Below are 16,066 nucleotides of genomic sequence, written 5' to 3' on the forward strand. Positions count from 1 at the left end.
GGCCGTTTCCTGCGGTGTCAGTACGCCGAGCCGCTCGCGCCCAGCGAACCCGTCGGGTGCCAGACCGTCTTCGTCTCCAGGAAGGCCGTCATCCGGTCCGTGCCCGGGGACTCCGTGAAGTCCACGGCGCGCGGGCGCAGGACGCGCTTGAGGTTGTCCGCCGCCGCGATCTCCAGCTCGCGCGCCAGATCCGTGTCCGCGCCCGTCAGGTCGATCGCGTTGACGTCCTGGTGGGCCGCCAGGTGCGGGCCCATCTCCGCGGCCTTGCCGGACAGGATGTTCACGACACCGCCCGGCAGGTCGGAGGTGGCCAGCACCTCGCCCAGGGACAGGGCCGGCAGCGGCGCCTTCTCCGAGGCGATCACCACGACCGTGTTGCCCGTCGCGATCACCGGGGCCACGACCGAGACCAGGCCGAGGAAGGACGAGTCCTGCGGGGCGACGACCGTGACGACGCCCGTCGGCTCCGGGGTCGACAGGTTGAAGAACGGGCCCGCGACCGGGTTCACGCCGCCCACGATCTGGGCGATCTTGTCCGTCCAGCCCGCGTACCAGACCCAGCGGTCGATCGCCGCGTCCACGACCGCGCCGGCCTTGGACTTCGACAGGCCCTCCGCGTCCGCCACCTCGGCGACGAACTGGTCCCGGCGGCCCTCCAGCATCTCGGCGATGCGGTAGAGGATCTGGCCGCGGTTGTACGCCGTGGCGCCCGACCAGCCGCCGAACGCCTTGCGCGCCGCGACGACCGCGTCACGGGCGTCCTTGCGGGAGGAGAGCGGCGCGTTGGCCAGCCACTTGCCCTTGGAGTCGGTCACCTCGTACACCCGGCCGCTTTCGGAGCGGGGGAACTTGCCCCCGACGTACAGCTTGTAGGTCTTGAAGACACTCAGTCGCGCATCAGACATCGAGGTAGGCCTCCAGACCGTGCCGACCGCCCTCGCGGCCGAAGCCCGACTCCTTGTAACCGCCGAAGGGCGAGGTCGGGTCGAACTTGTTGAACGTGTTGGCCCAGACGACACCCGCGCGGAGCTTGTTGGCCACAGCGAGGATCCGCGAGCCCTTCTCCGTCCAGATGCCGGCCGACAGGCCGTACTGGCTGTTGTTGGCCTTGGCGACCGCCTCGTCCGGCGTACGGAACGTCAGCACGGACAGGACCGGGCCGAAGATCTCGTCGCGGGCGACGGTGTGAGCCTGCGTGACGTTCGTGAAGAGCGTCGGGGCGAACCAGTAGCCGGCCGCCGGGATCTCGCAGGCCGCCGTCCAGCGCTCGGCGCCCTCCGCCTCGCCCTGCTCCACCAGCGCGGAGATACGGGCCAGCTGCTCCTCCGAGTTGATGGCGCCGATGTCCGTGTTCTTGTCCAGCGGGTCGCCGAGCCGCAGCGTGGAGAGCCGCCGCTTCAGGCTGTCGAGCAGCTCCTCCTGGATCGACTCCTGGACCAGGAGGCGCGAGCCCGCGCAGCAGACCTGGCCCTGGTTGAAGAAGATGCCGTTGACGATGCCCTCGACGGCCTGGTCGATGGGGGCGTCGTCGAAGACGATGTTCGCGCCCTTGCCGCCCAGCTCCAGGGTGACCTTCTTGTGCGTACCGGCGACCGAGCGCGCGATGGACTTGCCGACCGCGGTCGAGCCGGTGAAGGCGACCTTGTTCACGTCCGGGTGCTCGACGAGCGCGGCGCCCGTCTCCCCGTAACCGGGGAGGATGTTGACGACGCCCTTCGGCAGCCCGGCCTGGCGGCAGATGTCCGCGAAGAACAGGGCGGAGAGCGGGGTCGTCTCGGCGGGCTTCAGGACGACCGTGTTGCCGGTCGCGAGCGCCGGGGCGATCTTCCACGCCAGCATGAGCAGCGGGAAGTTCCACGGGATGACCTGACCGGCCACGCCCAGCGGGCGCGGGTTCGCGCCGTAGCCCGCGTGGTCGAGCTTGTCGGCCCAGCCCGCGTAGTAGAAGAAGTGCGCGGCGACCAGCGGGAGGTCCGCGTCGCGCGTCTCCTTGATCGGCTTGCCGTTGTCCAGGGTCTCCAGGACGGCCAGCTCGCGGCTGCGCTCCTGGATGATCCGGGCGATGCGGAAGAGGTACTTGGCGCGCTCGGAGCCGGGCAGCGCGGACCACTTCTCGAACGCCTTGCGGGCTGCCTTCACCGCGCGGTCGACGTCCTCGGCGCCCGCCTGGGCGACCTCGGCGAGGACCTCCTCGGTGGAGGGGGAGACGGTCTTGAAGACCTTGCCGTCGGCCGCGTCGACGAACTCGCCGTCGATGAACAGGCCGTACGAGGGAGCGATGTCGACGACGGACCGGGACTCGGGCGCCGGTGCGTACTCGAATACAGATGCCATGATGATCAGTCCACCGTCACGTAATCGGGGCCGGAGTAGCGGCCGGTCGCCAGCTTCTGACGCTGCATGAGCAGGTCGTTGAGCAGGCTGGAGGCGCCGAAGCGGAACCAGTGGTTGTCCAGCCAGTCCTCGCCGACGGTCTCGTTGACCAGGACCAGGAACTTGATGGCGTCCTTGGTGTTGCGGATGCCGCCCGCCGGCTTCACGCCGATCTGGACACCGGTCTGCGCGCGGAAGTCGCGCACGGCCTCGAGCATCAGGAGCGTGTTGGCCGGGGTGGCGTTGACCGCGACCTTGCCGGTCGAGGTCTTGATGAAGTCCGCGCCCGCCATCATGCCGAGCCAGGAGGCGCGGCGGATGTTGTCGTACGTGGACAGCTCGCCGGTCTCGAAGATGACCTTGAGCCGGGCCTCGCCGGAGGCCTCCTTCACGGCCCGGATCTCCTCGTAGACCTTCATGTAGTTCCCCGCCAGGAACGCCCCGCGGTCGATCACCATGTCGATCTCGTCGGCCCCGGCGGCGACGGCGTCCCGGGTGTCCGCGAGCTTCACGGGGAGGGCGGCGCGGCCGGCCGGGAAGGCGGTGGCGACGGAGGCGACCTTGACGCCGGAGCCCTTCAGGGCCTCCTTCGCCGTGGCCACCATGTCGGGGTAGACACAGACCGCGGCGGTCGTCGGGGTCGTACGGTCGGTCGGATCGGGGTTGACGGCCTTGGCGGCGAGCGCCCGGACCTTGCCCGGGGTGTCCGCGCCTTCGAGCGTCGTCAGGTCGATCATGGAGATGGCCAGGTCGATGGCGTAGGCCTTGGCCGTGGTCTTGATCGAGCGGGTGCCGAGGGACGCGGCGCGCGCCTCCAGGCCGACGGCGTCGACGCCGGGCAGCCCGTGGAGGAAGCGGCGCAGCGCACTCTCGGACGCGGTCACGTCGGCGAATGCAGGTGCTGCGGAAGCAGTGGTGGGCATGGTCACCAGTCGAGCATATCTACGCGCGTAGCGACCTGTACAGCCCCGCAGTTTCGGAAGGGGTCCGCCAGGGGTGATCCACAGGTCTGCGCGGCCGCCCCGCCGGCCGCATCCGCCCGCCCCCGCCCGCCCGCGTCCCGTGAGGCAGAATCGGCACCATGACGACCGAGCCCCCGCAGCCGCCCGCCGAGCCGACCTACGCCGACCGGGTCTTCCGGTCGTCCACGGGCATCGCGGGCGGTGTCCTGCTGCTCGGACTGACCGGATGGTTCTGCGTCGACGCGATGGTCCGCGGGGAGGGGCGCGCGCCGTGGCTCGCCCTGGCGGGTCTGCTGCTCGTCGTGCCGCTCGTCGTGGCCTTCACGATCCGGCCCGCGGTGTTCGTGAACGACGACCGGCTCCGGATCCGCAACCCCTTCCGTTCCATCGTGCTGCCCTGGGCCGTGGTGGCCGACGTGCGCGCCGGATACTCCAGCGAGGTGCTGACCCGCGCCGGGGCGAAGTACCAGCTCTGGGCCGTCCCGGTCTCGCTGCGCCGGCGCAAGGCCGCGGCCCGCCGACAGGCGCGGGCCGCCCACGACGACCCGCACGGCCGCACCTCCGTCCAGGCGAACGTCGCCGACCGGGACCGCCTCGCCCCGGCCGACCAGACGGTCGCCGACCTGCGCGAGCTCGCCGAGCGCTGCGCCTCCCGCCCGGGCGCGCAGGGGGAGCCGCAGGCGCGCTGGGCGTACGAGATCGTCGCGCCGGCGCTCGCGGGGCTCGTGCTGCTGATCGTCCTGCTCGCCACCGGTTGAGTACACCGGTCCCAGGAGGCGAGGGCCGGTGCCCTAGGGGCGTCCTGGGGCCCCGTCGCTCCCGGCGGGACGCACGGGGGATTCACGGTGGGCCGGGCCAGACCAGGAGCATGTACCCGCCCAGCCAGGCCGAGGACAGCGCCGCCGCCGCGAGCACCAGGGCGGCGACGCGGCGGCGGGCCCGACACACCGCGAGCGCGAGCGGCAGCAGCAGCGGGAAGCCGGGCAGCAGGAAGCGGGCGCGGGGGAAGTACACGCCCCCGCTGCCCAGGACCACGAGCAGCAGCACCCCCGCGAAGACGAGCAGCGGCAGCGGCTGGCGGTCCGCGACGCAGAGCAGGTGGAGCGCCACGGCGGCGAGCAGCACCAGCGAGACCACGACCAGGAACAGCTGCGGGTCCTTGTCGTAGACGAGGTGGTTGCGCAGCTGATCCAGCGTCACCGTGCCGCCGTCCCAGGTGTTGCTCCAGGACTCCTGCACCACGAAGTAGCCGTCCCAGCGACCCAGCCGCAGCCCCACCCACCCCACGTATCCCAGCCAGCCCAGGGGAGCGACGAGGGCGGCGGCGAGCGCCCGTCGGCTGCCGCGCCGGGCGGCCAGCAGCCCGGCGACGCTCACCGCCGCCGCGACCGCGACACCGGTCGGCCGGGTCAGTCCCGCCCCGACGGCGAGGCCGGCCGCCCAGGCCCAGCGCCCGTCCAGGGCCGCGTACAGCGCCCAGGCGGCGAGCGCGGTGAACAGCGACTCCGTGTACCCCATCCACTGGACGGCGGAGACCGGCAGCGCGCCCCACAGCACCACGAGGACCGTGCCCACCCGGCGCCCGTACAGCCGGTCGCCGACCGCGAAGATCCCCCAGGCGGCCGCCAGCGAGCAGAGCACCGCGAGCGCGAGGCCGACGGAGGCGCGCGAGCCAGGGGTGACGGCCGCGAACGCCTTGACGAGGGCCGGGTAGAGCGGGAAGAAGGCCATCGTCCGGTGGCCGGCCGGCTCGCCGGGCTCGGGCTCGTAGCCGTGGTCGGCGATCGCGAGGTACCAGCGCGAGTCCCAGGACGTCGCCAGCGTGGGCCAGACCTCCAGGCCCTTGAGATGCGACCAGCGGGTGATCACGAGGAGACCCAGGAGCCGTACGGCCACATAGCCGGCGAGCGCGGGCGCGGCGTGCCGCAAGGTGCCGCGCACCCGCTCCGGAAGGAGCACGCCGGGCGGGGACGGAGATCGCCGGGAGGCGGGAACGGTCGGTCGGGCGGTGAGGACCGGGGGCACTGCGGCGGCTCCAGGGAGGCTCGGCGGACTACCCGGGTCACCCTGGCCGGAACCACCTGATCGCGGGACGCGCGTTGCGCCGGCCGGCGTACCGATTTCACCCGTACGGGAACGGCGTGAGGCCCGCACGGAACCGATTCCGCACGGGCCTCACCCGGACCACGGCCTCACGCTTGACCGCGGGCCGCTACCACGGGCCGCTACAGACCGGCCGCGTCCGACAGGTCGCGCTTGATCGCGGACAGCACCTCGGCGCCCTTCGCGCGGGCCGCCGCGAGCTCGCTCGCGTCGGCGACCGGGACCACGACCTCCAGGTAGCACTTGAGCTTGGGCTCGGTGCCGGACGGGCGAACGATGACCCGGGCCTTGTAGTCGCCCTCCAGGTAGTAGCGCAGACCGTCCGTCGGAGGCAGCGACTCCGTGCCCTTCGTCAGGTCCTCGGCCGTCGTGACCGTCAGGCCCGCGAGCCGGACGGGCGGCCGCTCGCGCAGCGCGCTCATCGCGTTCGCGATGATGCTCAGGTCCTCGACCCGCACCGACAGCTGGTCCGTGGCGTGCAGCCCGTGGGCCACCGCCAGGTCGTCGAGGAGATCGGTGAGCGTACGGTCGCGCTCCTTCAGCTCCGAGGCCAGCTCGGCGACGAGCAGCGCGGCCGTGATGCCGTCCTTGTCGCGGACGCCCTCCGGGTCGACGCAGTAGCCCAGCGCCTCCTCGTAGCCGTACCGCAGGCCGTCCACGCGGGCGATCCACTTGAAGCCGGTCAGCGTCTCCTCGTAGCCGACCCCGGCCGCCTCGGCGATCCGGCCGAGCAGCGAGGAGGACACGATCGACTCGGCGAACACGCCCCGAGCGCCCTTGTGCACCAGGTGCGCGGCGAGCAGCGAGCCCACCTCGTCACCGCGCAGCATCCGCCAGCCGCCCTCGACCGTGCGGTCCGGCACGGCCACCGCGCAGCGGTCGGCGTCCGGGTCGTTGGCGATCACGATGTCGGGGTCCACGGCGCGGGCCGCCTCGAAGGCGAGGTCCATCGCACCCGGCTCCTCCGGATTCGGGAAGGCGACGGTCGGGAACGCCGGGTCCGGCTCGGCCTGCTCGGCGACGAGCGCGGGCGGCGGGAAGCCGGCGCGGGCGAAGGCGGCCGTCAGGACGTCCTTGCCGACGCCGTGCATGGCCGTGTAGACGGTCCGCACGGTACGGGGGGAGCCGGGAGTCAGGACGGCGTCCGTACGGGCCAGGTAGGCGTTCAGGACCTCGTCACCGAGGGTCTCCCAGCCGGTCTCCGGGCGGGGCACGTCGTGCAGCGAGCGCACCGCGTCGATCTCGGCGGCGATCTCCGCGTCGGCGGGCGGCACGATCTGCGAGCCGTCGCCCAGGTAGACCTTGTAGCCGTTGTCGCGCGGCGGGTTGTGGCTCGCGGTGACCTCGACACCGGCGACGGCGCCCAGGTGCCTTATGGCGTACGCGAGGACGGGCGTCGGCAGCGGGCGGGGGAGCAGGGCCGCGCGCAGTCCGGCGCCGGTCATCACGGCGGCGGTGTCGCGGGCGAAGTCGGCCGACTTGTAGCGGGCGTCGTAGCCGACGACGACGAGTCCGCCGATCTGCCCCTTGGCCTTGAGGTACGCGGCGAGGCCGGCGGCCGCCCGGATGACGACCGAGCGGTTCATCCGCATGGGCCCGGCGCCGAGCTCGCCGCGCAGTCCGGCCGTACCGAACTGCAGCGTGCCGGCGAACCGGGCGGCGAGCTCGTCGGTGTCACCGGCCTCGATGAGCTCGGCGAGCTCCTCGCGGGTCTCGGTGTCGGGGTCCTCGGCGAGCCATGCCTGGGCCTTGGCGAGGAGGTCCTGCGTCACGGTGTGTGCCTTTCGGGGGTACGGGGCGGGTGCGGGTGCCGGTCGGGTGCGGGCGGGTTGCCGCTGCGCGGAGCCTTCCCCCACCCCGCCCCTTCCCGAAACTGGGGACAAGCCCCCAGACCCCCGTTGGGGGTCCCCCCACGCCCCAAGGGCGTAGGGGGACTGCGGCCGTGTCCTCAAGCCTCGCCGGCGATTGAGGCGCGGGGTCCGGGGCGGAGCCCCAGTTCGGGAAGGGGAGGGGTGGGGAAGAAGCCCCGCGCAGCGGCCACCCCCGTCGCGTCAGATGCGGTCGAGGACCCGCGTCAGCAGCTCGCCCATCCGCGCCGCCGAGTCCCGCCCCGCCTGGAGGACCTCCTCGTGGTTCAGCGGCTCGCCCGAGAGCCCCGCCGCCAGGTTGGTCACCAGGGAGATGCCCAGGACCTCGGCGCCGGCCTCACGCGCCGCGATGGCCTCGAGGACGGTGGACATGCCGACCAGGTCGCCGCCCATGACGCGGACCATGTTGATCTCGGCCGGGGTCTCGTAGTGCGGCCCGGGGAACTGCACGTAGACGCCCTCTTCGAGGGTCTCGTCGACCTCCTTGCACAGCGCGCGCAGCCGCGGCGAGTACAGGTCGGTGAGGTCCACGAAGTTCGCGCCGACGATCGGGGAGGCGGCCGTCAGGTTGATGTGGTCGCTGATCAGGACCGGCTGGCCGGGGCGCATGCCCTCGCGCAGACCACCGCAGCCGTTGGTCAGGACGACGGTCTTGCAGCCGGCGGAGACGGCGGTGCGCACTCCGTGGGCGACGGAGGCGACGCCCCGGCCCTCGTAGAAGTGCGTGCGGCCCAGGAAGACCAGGACGTGCTTCGCGCCGATCTTGTACGAGCGGACCTTGCCGCCGTGACCCTCGACGGCCGGCGGCGGGAAGCCGGGCAGTTCGGTGACCGGGAACTCGGCCTCCGGAGCGCCGAGCGCGTCGACGGCCGGGGCCCAGCCGGAGCCCATGACGAGGGCGACGTCGTGGTTCTCGACTCCGGTCAGCTCGCGAAGTCGCGCGGCAGCGGCCTCGGCGGCCTCGTACGGGGTGGCAGTTGCGTTCACTGACTCTCTCGCCTCGGGGAGGGGGGTCCGAGGGAGGAGCCCCGGACGGATTTCATACGCGCAGAAGCGTAGCCCGAGAATGCCTACGCGCGTAGATGACGATGCTGACGGACATGCGATCGTTGTCTTGTCGTTTCCGACGAATGGCGTAGCGGGAGCGGCCCGAGACCTTCTGCCAGACCGATACCGCCACGAACCGGGGTCCGTCGCCCGCGAGGGCCGCAATCGTCCTCGGCGCGCCCGGTGCCGCCCTCGGCGCGCATCAGCACGGCCGCTTGCGCAGCTCCATCACGTAGTCGTGCGGCGCGCCCGCCGACTCGGCCGCGTCCGCGATCTCGCCGAGGTAGCGCGCGGAGGGCAGCCCGCCCTCGTACGCGTTCAGGACGTACAGCCAGGCCGGCTCCTCGCCGTCCAGGGTGTGCACCCGGACCCGCATCCGGCGGTAGATGTCGAGGCCGACACCCTCCCAGCGGTCCATCGAGTCCTCGTCCATCGGCGCGATGTCGTACAGCGCGACGAAGACCTGGGACCGCGGTGCCTCGACGATCGTGGCCAGCGCCCCCTCCCAGCCCATCTGCTCGCCGCCGAAGGTCAGCCGCCAGCCGTTGAGCCAGCCGGTGCCGCGCAGCGGGGAATGCGGGGCGCGGCGGGTCATGAGCCGCGCGTCGAGGTTGCCGGCGTACGCGGCGTAGAGCGACATGGGACCGAGGGTACGGGAGGGGAGAGGGTGCACGCGGAAGTCAGTGGTGGGGGCCGTATGGAGGCCCCGGCGCGAGACCGCCCCCGGCGTACGGGACAATGGGGTACGCACTTGAAGCGTGCGGGACAATGGCGTACGCACTGCAGCCCCAGCGGGGGGACCCCCCGGCAGAACGAGAGCGCGAGGCGTAGATCCCTGTGACCCGGATCGTGATCATCGGCGGCGGACCCGGCGGATACGAGGCTGCCCTGGTGGGCGCCCAACTCGGCGCGGAGGTGACCGTCGTCGACTGCGACGGCCTCGGCGGCGCGTCCGTCCTGACCGACTGCGTTCCCTCGAAGACCCTCATCGCGACGGCCGAGGTGATGACCACCTTCGACTCCTCGTACGAGGAGCTGGGCATCATCGTCGCCGACGACACCCCGCACGTGGAGCAGGCCGCCCGCGTCGTCGGTGTCGACCTCGGCAAGGTCAACCGCCGGGTGAAGCGCCTCGCGCTCGCCCAGTCCCACGACATCACCGCCTCGGTCACCCGCGCCGGCGCCCGCGTGCTGCGCGGCCGCGGCCGGCTCTCCGGCCGCCAGGCCGTGGACGGCTCCCGTCAGGTGATCGTGACCTCCGCCGACGGCTCGGAGGAGGCGCTGACCGCCGACGCCGTGCTGATCGCGACCGGCGGCCACCCGCGCGAGCTGCCCGACGCCCAGCCCGACGGCGAGCGGATCCTGAACTGGACCCAGGTCTACGACCTCAAGGAGCTCCCCGAGGAGCTCATCGTGGTCGGTTCGGGTGTGACGGGTGCCGAGTTCGCCGGCGCCTACCAGGCGCTGGGCTCGCGGGTGACCCTGGTGTCGAGCCGCGACCGCGTGCTGCCGGGCGAGGACCCGGACGCCGCCGCCGTCCTCGAGGACGTCTTCCGCCGCCGCGGCATGAACGTCATGGCCCGCTCGCGCGCCGAGTCCGTCAAGCGGGTCGGCGAGCGTGTCGAGGTCACTCTGGCCGACGGCCGGGTCATCTCCGGCACCCACTGCCTCATGGCGGTCGGCGCCATCCCGAATTCGGCCGGAATGGGGCTGGAGGAGGCCGGGGTCAGGCTCAAGGACTCGGGCCACATCTGGACCGACCGGGTCTCCCGTACCTCGGCGCCCGGCGTGTACGCCGCCGGTGACGTCACCGGTGTCTTCGCGCTCGCCTCGGTGGCGGCGATGCAGGGCCGGATCGCGATGTACCACTTCCTCGGCGACGCGGTGGCCCCGCTGAACCTGAAGACGGTCTCCTCGAACGTCTTCACCGACCCGGAGATCGCCACCGTCGGTTACACGCAGGCGGACGTGGACGCGGGCACGATCGACGCCCGGGTCGTCAAGCTGCCGCTGCTGCGCAACCCGCGCGCCAAGATGCAGGGAATCCGGGACGGTTTCGTCAAGATCTTCTGCCGTCCGGGTACGGGGATCGTGGTCGGCGGCTGTGTCGTGGCCCCCAAGGCGAGCGAGCTGATCCACCCCATCTCGATCGCTGTCGACAACAATTTGACGGTCGAACAGATCGCAAACGCTTTCACCGTGTACCCCTCCCTGTCGGGCTCGATCGCGGAAGTGGCACGGCAGTTGCACACCCGAAAGGCGACGGGCGAGGGCTGATCCGCCCTCCCGCCTGGGGAGATCTGGACAACCCCCGGCAAGGCGGGGCATAGAACGATCAACGACGGGGCCTCCCATACCACTTGGGGGCCCCGTCTGTGCGCATCTTCTGCAATTCGGCGCATAGTGCTGAAAAGTATCGGCCGCTCAGGTTACTGTCAGTTTCGTGTTCGCTGCAGAACGTCGTCAGTTGATCCTCGAAATGGTGCGCGCCAATGGAGCCGTGTCGCTCCGTGAGCTCGCCCGCGTCGTCCAGACCTCAGAAGTGACCGTACGGCGAGACGTGCGGGCACTGGAGGCAGAAGGACTCCTCGACCGCCGGCACGGCGGTGCGGTACTGCCGGGCGGTTTCACGCGAGAGTCCGGCTTCCCGCAGAAATCCCATCTCGCGACCGCGGAGAAGACGGCCATCGCCGATGTCGCCGCGAGCCTCGTCGAAGAGGGCGAGGCCATCGTCGTCGGCGCCGGTACGACCACGCAGGAGCTGGCCCGCCGGCTCGCACGCGTGCCCGGTCTGACCGTGGTCACCAACTCCCTGCTCGTCGCCCAGGCGCTCGCCCATGCCAACCGGGTCGAGGTCGTCATGACCGGCGGCACGCTGCGCGGCTCGAACTACGCGCTGGTGGGCAGCGGGGCCGAGCAGTCCCTCCAGGGGCTGCGGGTCTCCCGCGCCTTCCTCTCCGGCAGCGGTCTGACCGCCGAGCGCGGCCTCTCCACGTCCAACATGCTCTCGGCGAGCGTGGACCGGGCGCTGGTGCAGGCGGCGGCGGAGGTCGTGGTGCTGGCCGATCACACCAAGCTCGGCACCGACACCATGTTCCAGACGGTGCCGACCGATGTGATCACCCGGCTCGTCACCGACGAGCCGCCCGCGCACGACGACCGGGCCGCCACGGAGCTCCAGGCGCTGGCCGACCAGGGCGTCCAGATCGCGGTGGCGGGGACGGGACCGGGTGGGGACGCGGTCCCCCCGGGCGGCGGCCGCCCCCGTCGTGACGTCCCGCTCCCCGGCCAGCGGGCCCGGCACCAGCAGCCAGGTCAATTCCGGGGCGCCGCCGCGTTGGCAAGCGAGGTCCTTCAGCCGGAACGGACGGCCCGGGTCGCGGACATGCGCAGGCGCTGAGGGTCCGGCCCCTGTCAGGGGGCCTCGTACGGGACGACCGCGGCGGAGACGTCGTCGATGGTCCTGATGTCCCGGTGCCCGCGAGCGAAGTGCAGCGCGAACTCGACGGACGTGTCGAGCTGCAGTGTGGTGAGAGGTTCCTCGGCGTAGGGCGGTGTCTCCGGGCCTATCCGGTAACCGGTGCGGATCACCTCGTCGTCCGGTCCGCTGTCGTTCACGGTGGCGAAGCCGCCCGTCGCGACGTCCCAGGTGCCGCCGGTCCGCAGGGTGTAGCGGATCTCCAGTACGCCGGGCGTGGGGCAGTGCCAGCGGAACCGGCCGATGCTGAGTTCCGAGGTGATGCTCTCGAAGCGGCTCCAGCCCCGCCCGTCGGGCAGGAAGCCGAGCGCGCTCGTCTCCATCGCGCCCACGTCGAAGGGGGTGCTGCTCCAGTGCCCGACGAGGCGTTCGTCGAGCCTCGTCATGCCTTGAGCCCGCGCAGTGTCAAGGTCAGCAGTCGGTCGGGCAACTCCGGGTCCTCCGGTTTCTGTTCGGCAGCCAGCGCGATCGCGTTCGTCAGCTGCATCAGGTCTTCGATCAGCACGTCGCCGCGGACCTGGCCCGCCCGCACGGCGCGGTCGAGCAACCGCTCCCCGGCCGCGCGCAGCGGCACGTTGCACTGCGCGAGCGCCGAACTCTCGTCCCGGGAGGCCGACATGAGCGCTCTGGCGAACCCCCGGTACTCGCCCGCGTGGGTGATCAGGGCGCGCAGCCACTCCACGAGCGCCGGGCACGGGTCCTCGGCCTCCGCGAGTTCACGGCCCCGCTCGAGCAGCGCGGCCAGTGCCTCCTGGAAGACGGCGTTCACCAGCGCGTCGCGGGTGGGGAAGTGCCGGTAGAGCGTGCCGATGCCGACGCCCGCGCGGCGGGCGACGTCCTCCAGCGAGGCATCCGTACCGTGCTCGGCGAAGGCGGCGCGGGCCTCGGTCAGCAGCCGCTCGTGGTTGCGGCGCGCGTCCGCGCGCATGGGGGCTCCTCGGTCGGGCGAAGGGCCCGCAGGCGGTGTTCCTGCGGGCCCTTCCCAGCGTACAAACGGCGTGTGCCGTCGGTCGTCAGTCCTTGATCTCGCAGATCGCGGAGCCGGAGGAGATCGAGGCGCCGACCTCCGCCGACAGGCCCTTGACGGTGCCGGAGCGGTGCGCGTTGAGCGGCTGCTCCATCTTCATGGCCTCCAGGACGACGATCAGATCGCCCTCCTTGACCTCCTGGCCCTCCTCGACGGCCACCTTCACGATGGTGCCCTGCATCGGGGAGGCGAGGGTGTCGCCGGAGGCCGTCGGGCCGGACTTCTTCGCGGCGCGACGCTTCGGCTTGGCGCCGGCGGCCAGACCCGTACGGGCCAGGGTCATGCCGAGGCTGGACGGGAGCGAGACCTCGAGGCGCTTGCCGCCGACCTCGACGACGATCGTCTCGCGGCCGGACTCGTCCTCCTCGGCCTCGGCGCCCGCCGGAGCGAACGGCTTGATCTCGTTGACGAACTCGGTCTCGATCCACCGGGTGTGGACCTGGAACGGGTCCGCCGTGAAGGCGGGGTCGACGACCACGGCCTGGTGGAACGGGATGGCGGTGGCCATGCCCTCGACCTTGAACTCGGCCAGGGCGCGGGCGGCACGCTGGAGCGCCTGCTCGCGGGTGGCGCCGGTGACGATCAGCTTGGCCAGGAGCGAGTCCCAGGCCGGGCCGATGACCGAGCCGGACTCGACGCCGGCGTCCAGGCGGACACCGGGGCCGGTGGGGGCGTTGAAGGTGGTGACGGTGCCGGGGGCGGGCAGGAAGCCGCGGCCCGGGTCCTCGCCGTTGATACGGAACTCGAAGGAGTGACCGCGCACGGCCGGGTCGTCGTAGCCCAGCTCCTCGCCGTCGGCGATCCGGAACATCTCGCGGACCAGGTCGATGCCGGTGACCTCTTCGGTGACCGGGTGCTCGACCTGGAGACGGGTGTTGACCTCCAGGAAGGAGATCGTGCCGTCGGTGCCGACCAGGAACTCGACCGTGCCGGCGCCGACGTAGCCGGCCTCCTTCAGGATCGCCTTCGAGGCGGCGTACAGCTCGGCGTTCTGCGCCTCGGAGAGGAAGGGCGCGGGGGCCTCCTCGACGAGCTTCTGGTGGCGGCGCTGGAGCGAGCAGTCACGGGTGGAGACGACGACCACGTTGCCGTGGGAGTCGGCCAGGCACTGGGTCTCGACGTGCCGCGGCTTGTCGAGGTAGCGCTCGACGAAGCACTCGCCGCGGCCGAAGGCGGCGACGGCCTCGCGGACGGCGGAGTCGTAGAGCTCCGGGACCTCTTCGAGGGTGCGGGCGACCTTCAGACCGCGACCGCCGCCACCGAAGGCGGCCTTGATCGCGATCGGCAGCCCGTGCTCCTGGGCGAAGGCGACGACCTCGTCGGCGCCGGAGACCGGGTCGGGCGTGCCGGCGACGAGCGGGGCGCCCGCGCGCTGGGCGATGTGACGGGCCGCCACCTTGTCGCCGAGGTCACGGATGGCCTGCGGCGGCGGGCCGATCCAGGTGAGACCGGCGTCGATCACGGCCTGGGCGAAGTCGGCGTTCTCGGAAAGGAACCCGTAGCCGGGGTGGATCGCGTCCGCGCCCGAGTCCTTTGCAGCCTGCAGCACCTTGGCCATGTCCAGATAGCTGGCGGCCGGGGTGTCACCGCCCAGAGCGAACGCCTCGTCGGCCGCGCGGACGTGCAGAGCGTCCCGGTCCGGGTCGGCGTAGACGGCTACGCTGGCGATCCCGGCATCCCGGCAAGCACGGGCGACACGGACAGCGATTTCGCCACGGTTGGCGATGAGCACCTTGCGCACGATGGCTCCCTCCTTGAAACAAGCTGAGTTTAGGGACTGCCGACACGGCACTTCGACCCGTCCCCAGTGGTGAGCTTGCCCACACGGAGCGTGATACGAGGCTTGCTCGGGTCGTGAAATCCCTTGTCGTACCACGGTACGCAGGGATCCTTTACGGCACAGTAGCTCCGAGGTGTGGCACAGGTCTCTGTTCCGGCGACCAGTCGCCGATCGGGTTTCTTTGTGGAGTCCCTACGAATGGCGCAATGATTCTTTGCCGCCTCATCCGTCTGCACGGACCCTTGTCCGAAGGTTTACCCGGCAGTAGCCTTCGCGCTGTCATCCGTACTGCAGGTAACAGCCATAGCAGGCGTATACAGGGAGGCCCAGGTTGGCCCGCAGACCGATAGCTGTCGTGACGGCAGCGGTGCTCTTCCTGGAGGCACCCGGGATCGTCGCGCTCAACGCCGTCATGGCGCGCTTCGTCGAGATCCAGTCCATGTCCCTCGACGGCCTCGACCCGGACCACATGGTGACCGGCACGTGGGCGCTCGGCATCGTCTCCGGCCTGCTGCTCGCGCTGTGCGCCACCGTCGCCCTGATCGCCGGCATCCGCGACAAGCGCCCCGGGCGCGCCGGCCGGGCCCTGCTCATCGGCTGCGCCGTCGTGCACGGGGTGCTCGGCGCGGTGACGATCGGTCTGGTCGGCTGGGGCGCCTTCGTGTTCATGACCGTGGTGCTGGGCCTGATCGTGCTGACCCTGGTGGCGTACGGGAAGGAGGCCGACGCCCCGGAGGCGGCGCCGGCCGTGAACCCGGCCTGAGGTCACTCCCACGGGTGCCCGCCGGAGGGGGTCACTCCCACAGGTCGGTGATGGAGATCCCCAGCTTGCCGAGCAGGGTGCGCAGCAGGGGCAGCGACAGGCCGATCACATTGCCCGGGTCCCCGTCGATGCCGTCGATGAACGGCGCCGAGCGGCCGTCCAGCGTGAACGCGCCCGCCACGTGCAGCGGTTCGCCGCTCGCCACGTACGCGGCGATCTCGGCGTCCGTCGGCTCGCCGAAGCGGACGACGGTCGAGGCGGTCGCCGACTCGTAGCGCTTGGCCGCCGTGTCGTACACGCAGTGACCCGTCTGGAGGATGCCCACCCGGCCGCGCATGGCCTTCCAGCGCGCGGTGGCCTCCTCGGCGTCGGCCGGCTTGCCGAGGGCCTGCTTGTCGAGCTCCAGGACGGAGTCGCAGCCGATGACGAGCGCGCCGCTCGCCTCGGGGCGGGCGGCCACGTGGGCGGCCTTGGCCTCGGCGAGCGCGAGGGCGAGTTCGGCCGGGGTCGGCGCGTGCACCTTGTCCTCGTCGACGCCGCTCACGATCACCTCGGGGGCGAGTCCGGCCTGCCGAAGCAGTCCGAGACGGGCGGGCGAGGCGGAGGCGAGCACGACACGGCGGCGATCAGCAGTCATGGGGGAAGCGTAGCCAGTGCGGGGGCTT

15 protein-coding genes are annotated in these 16,066 nt (G+C 71.8%); 4 read left to right on the top strand and 11 right to left on the bottom strand.

What is annotated here, in order from left to right:
- Positions 1-17: 17 nt before the first annotated feature.
- Genes ACFV9D_RS22520 through deoC form a run of 3 tightly spaced genes read right to left on the bottom strand, consistent with a single transcriptional unit; the run spans position 18 to position 3,296 of the window.
- Positions 18-905 (bottom strand): aldehyde dehydrogenase family protein, encoded by an 888-nt coding sequence (locus tag ACFV9D_RS22520; RefSeq protein WP_385148919.1) that lies wholly within the window; start codon positions 903-905, stop codon positions 18-20.
- Positions 898-2,334 carry an aldehyde dehydrogenase family protein gene (locus ACFV9D_RS22525; RefSeq protein ID WP_385148922.1) on the bottom strand — a complete coding sequence of 479 codons (1,437 nt, stop codon included), beginning with the start codon at positions 2,332-2,334 and terminating at the stop codon, positions 898-900. Before ACFV9D_RS22525 ends, ACFV9D_RS22520 begins: the two co-directional genes overlap by 8 nt.
- Before the next feature lie 5 nt (positions 2,335-2,339).
- Positions 2,340-3,296: a deoxyribose-phosphate aldolase gene (deoC, locus tag ACFV9D_RS22530; RefSeq protein ID WP_385149107.1), complete on the bottom strand. Its 957-nt coding sequence runs from the start codon at positions 3,294-3,296 to the stop codon at positions 2,340-2,342.
- Positions 3,297-3,454: 158 nt separating this feature from the next.
- On the opposite strand from deoC, the gene ACFV9D_RS22535 reads away from it, so the two are divergent.
- Entirely contained in the window at positions 3,455-4,093 is a 639-nt protein-coding gene (locus ACFV9D_RS22535; protein WP_385148925.1) for a PH domain-containing protein, read from the top strand.
- Positions 4,094-4,175: 82 nt separating this feature from the next.
- Here ACFV9D_RS22535 and ACFV9D_RS22540 read toward each other — a convergent pair whose 3' ends face one another.
- The 4 genes from ACFV9D_RS22540 to ACFV9D_RS22555 form a co-directional block, all read right to left on the bottom strand.
- Positions 4,176-5,360: a hypothetical protein gene (locus tag ACFV9D_RS22540; protein ID WP_385148927.1), complete on the bottom strand. Its 1,185-nt coding sequence runs from the start codon at positions 5,358-5,360 to the stop codon at positions 4,176-4,178.
- Positions 5,361-5,560: 200 nt separating this feature from the next.
- On the bottom strand, positions 5,561-7,210 hold the full coding sequence (locus tag ACFV9D_RS22545; protein ID WP_385148930.1) for a phospho-sugar mutase: 1,650 nt from the start codon (positions 7,208-7,210) through the stop codon (positions 5,561-5,563).
- Between the two features lie 279 nt (positions 7,211-7,489).
- Positions 7,490-8,293, bottom strand: coding sequence for a purine-nucleoside phosphorylase (locus ACFV9D_RS22550; protein WP_385148933.1), 804 nt, complete (start codon positions 8,291-8,293; stop codon positions 7,490-7,492).
- Between the two features lie 262 nt (positions 8,294-8,555).
- On the bottom strand, positions 8,556-8,993 hold the full coding sequence (locus ACFV9D_RS22555) for a gamma-glutamylcyclotransferase (protein WP_385148936.1): 438 nt from the start codon (positions 8,991-8,993) through the stop codon (positions 8,556-8,558).
- A gap of 197 nt (positions 8,994-9,190) precedes the next feature.
- Here ACFV9D_RS22555 and ACFV9D_RS22560 point away from each other — a divergent pair, with 197 nt between their 5' ends.
- The gene (locus ACFV9D_RS22560; protein ID WP_385148938.1) at positions 9,191-10,630 is read left to right on the top strand and encodes an NAD(P)H-quinone dehydrogenase; all 1,440 of its coding nucleotides are present in this window, start codon (positions 9,191-9,193) and stop codon (positions 10,628-10,630) included.
- 202 nt (positions 10,631-10,832) lie between these two features.
- Complete coding sequence (locus tag ACFV9D_RS22565) at positions 10,833-11,753, top strand: DeoR/GlpR family DNA-binding transcription regulator (RefSeq protein WP_385149110.1); 921 nt, start codon at positions 10,833-10,835, stop codon at positions 11,751-11,753.
- 14 nt (positions 11,754-11,767) lie between these two features.
- On the opposite strand, the gene ACFV9D_RS22570 is transcribed toward ACFV9D_RS22565, so the two are convergent.
- From ACFV9D_RS22570 to ACFV9D_RS22580, 3 genes are all read right to left on the bottom strand, one after another.
- Complete coding sequence (locus tag ACFV9D_RS22570; protein ID WP_385148941.1) at positions 11,768-12,217, bottom strand: hypothetical protein; 450 nt, start codon at positions 12,215-12,217, stop codon at positions 11,768-11,770.
- Entirely contained in the window at positions 12,214-12,759 is a 546-nt protein-coding gene (locus ACFV9D_RS22575; protein ID WP_385148944.1) for a TetR/AcrR family transcriptional regulator, read from the bottom strand. The genes ACFV9D_RS22570 and ACFV9D_RS22575 overlap by 4 nt, the downstream gene beginning before the upstream one ends.
- A gap of 85 nt (positions 12,760-12,844) precedes the next feature.
- A complete protein-coding gene (locus ACFV9D_RS22580) occupies positions 12,845-14,599 on the bottom strand; it encodes an acetyl/propionyl/methylcrotonyl-CoA carboxylase subunit alpha (RefSeq protein WP_385148947.1) in 1,755 nt (584 codons plus the stop codon).
- 394 nt (positions 14,600-14,993) lie between these two features.
- On the opposite strand from ACFV9D_RS22580, the gene ACFV9D_RS22585 reads away from it, so the two are divergent.
- Positions 14,994-15,401 (top strand): hypothetical protein, encoded by a 408-nt coding sequence (locus ACFV9D_RS22585; protein WP_385148949.1) that lies wholly within the window; start codon positions 14,994-14,996, stop codon positions 15,399-15,401.
- 31 nt (positions 15,402-15,432) lie between these two features.
- Here the strand turns inward: ACFV9D_RS22585 and ACFV9D_RS22590 are convergent, their stop codons facing one another.
- Entirely contained in the window at positions 15,433-16,038 is a 606-nt protein-coding gene (locus tag ACFV9D_RS22590; RefSeq protein ID WP_385148952.1) for a nucleoside triphosphate pyrophosphatase, read from the bottom strand.
- Positions 16,039-16,066 lie beyond the last annotated feature (28 nt).

Origin of the sequence: Streptomyces sp. NPDC059875 (assembly GCF_042731085.1) — a bacterium.
Lineage (GTDB): Bacteria > Actinomycetota > Actinomycetes > Streptomycetales > Streptomycetaceae > Streptomyces.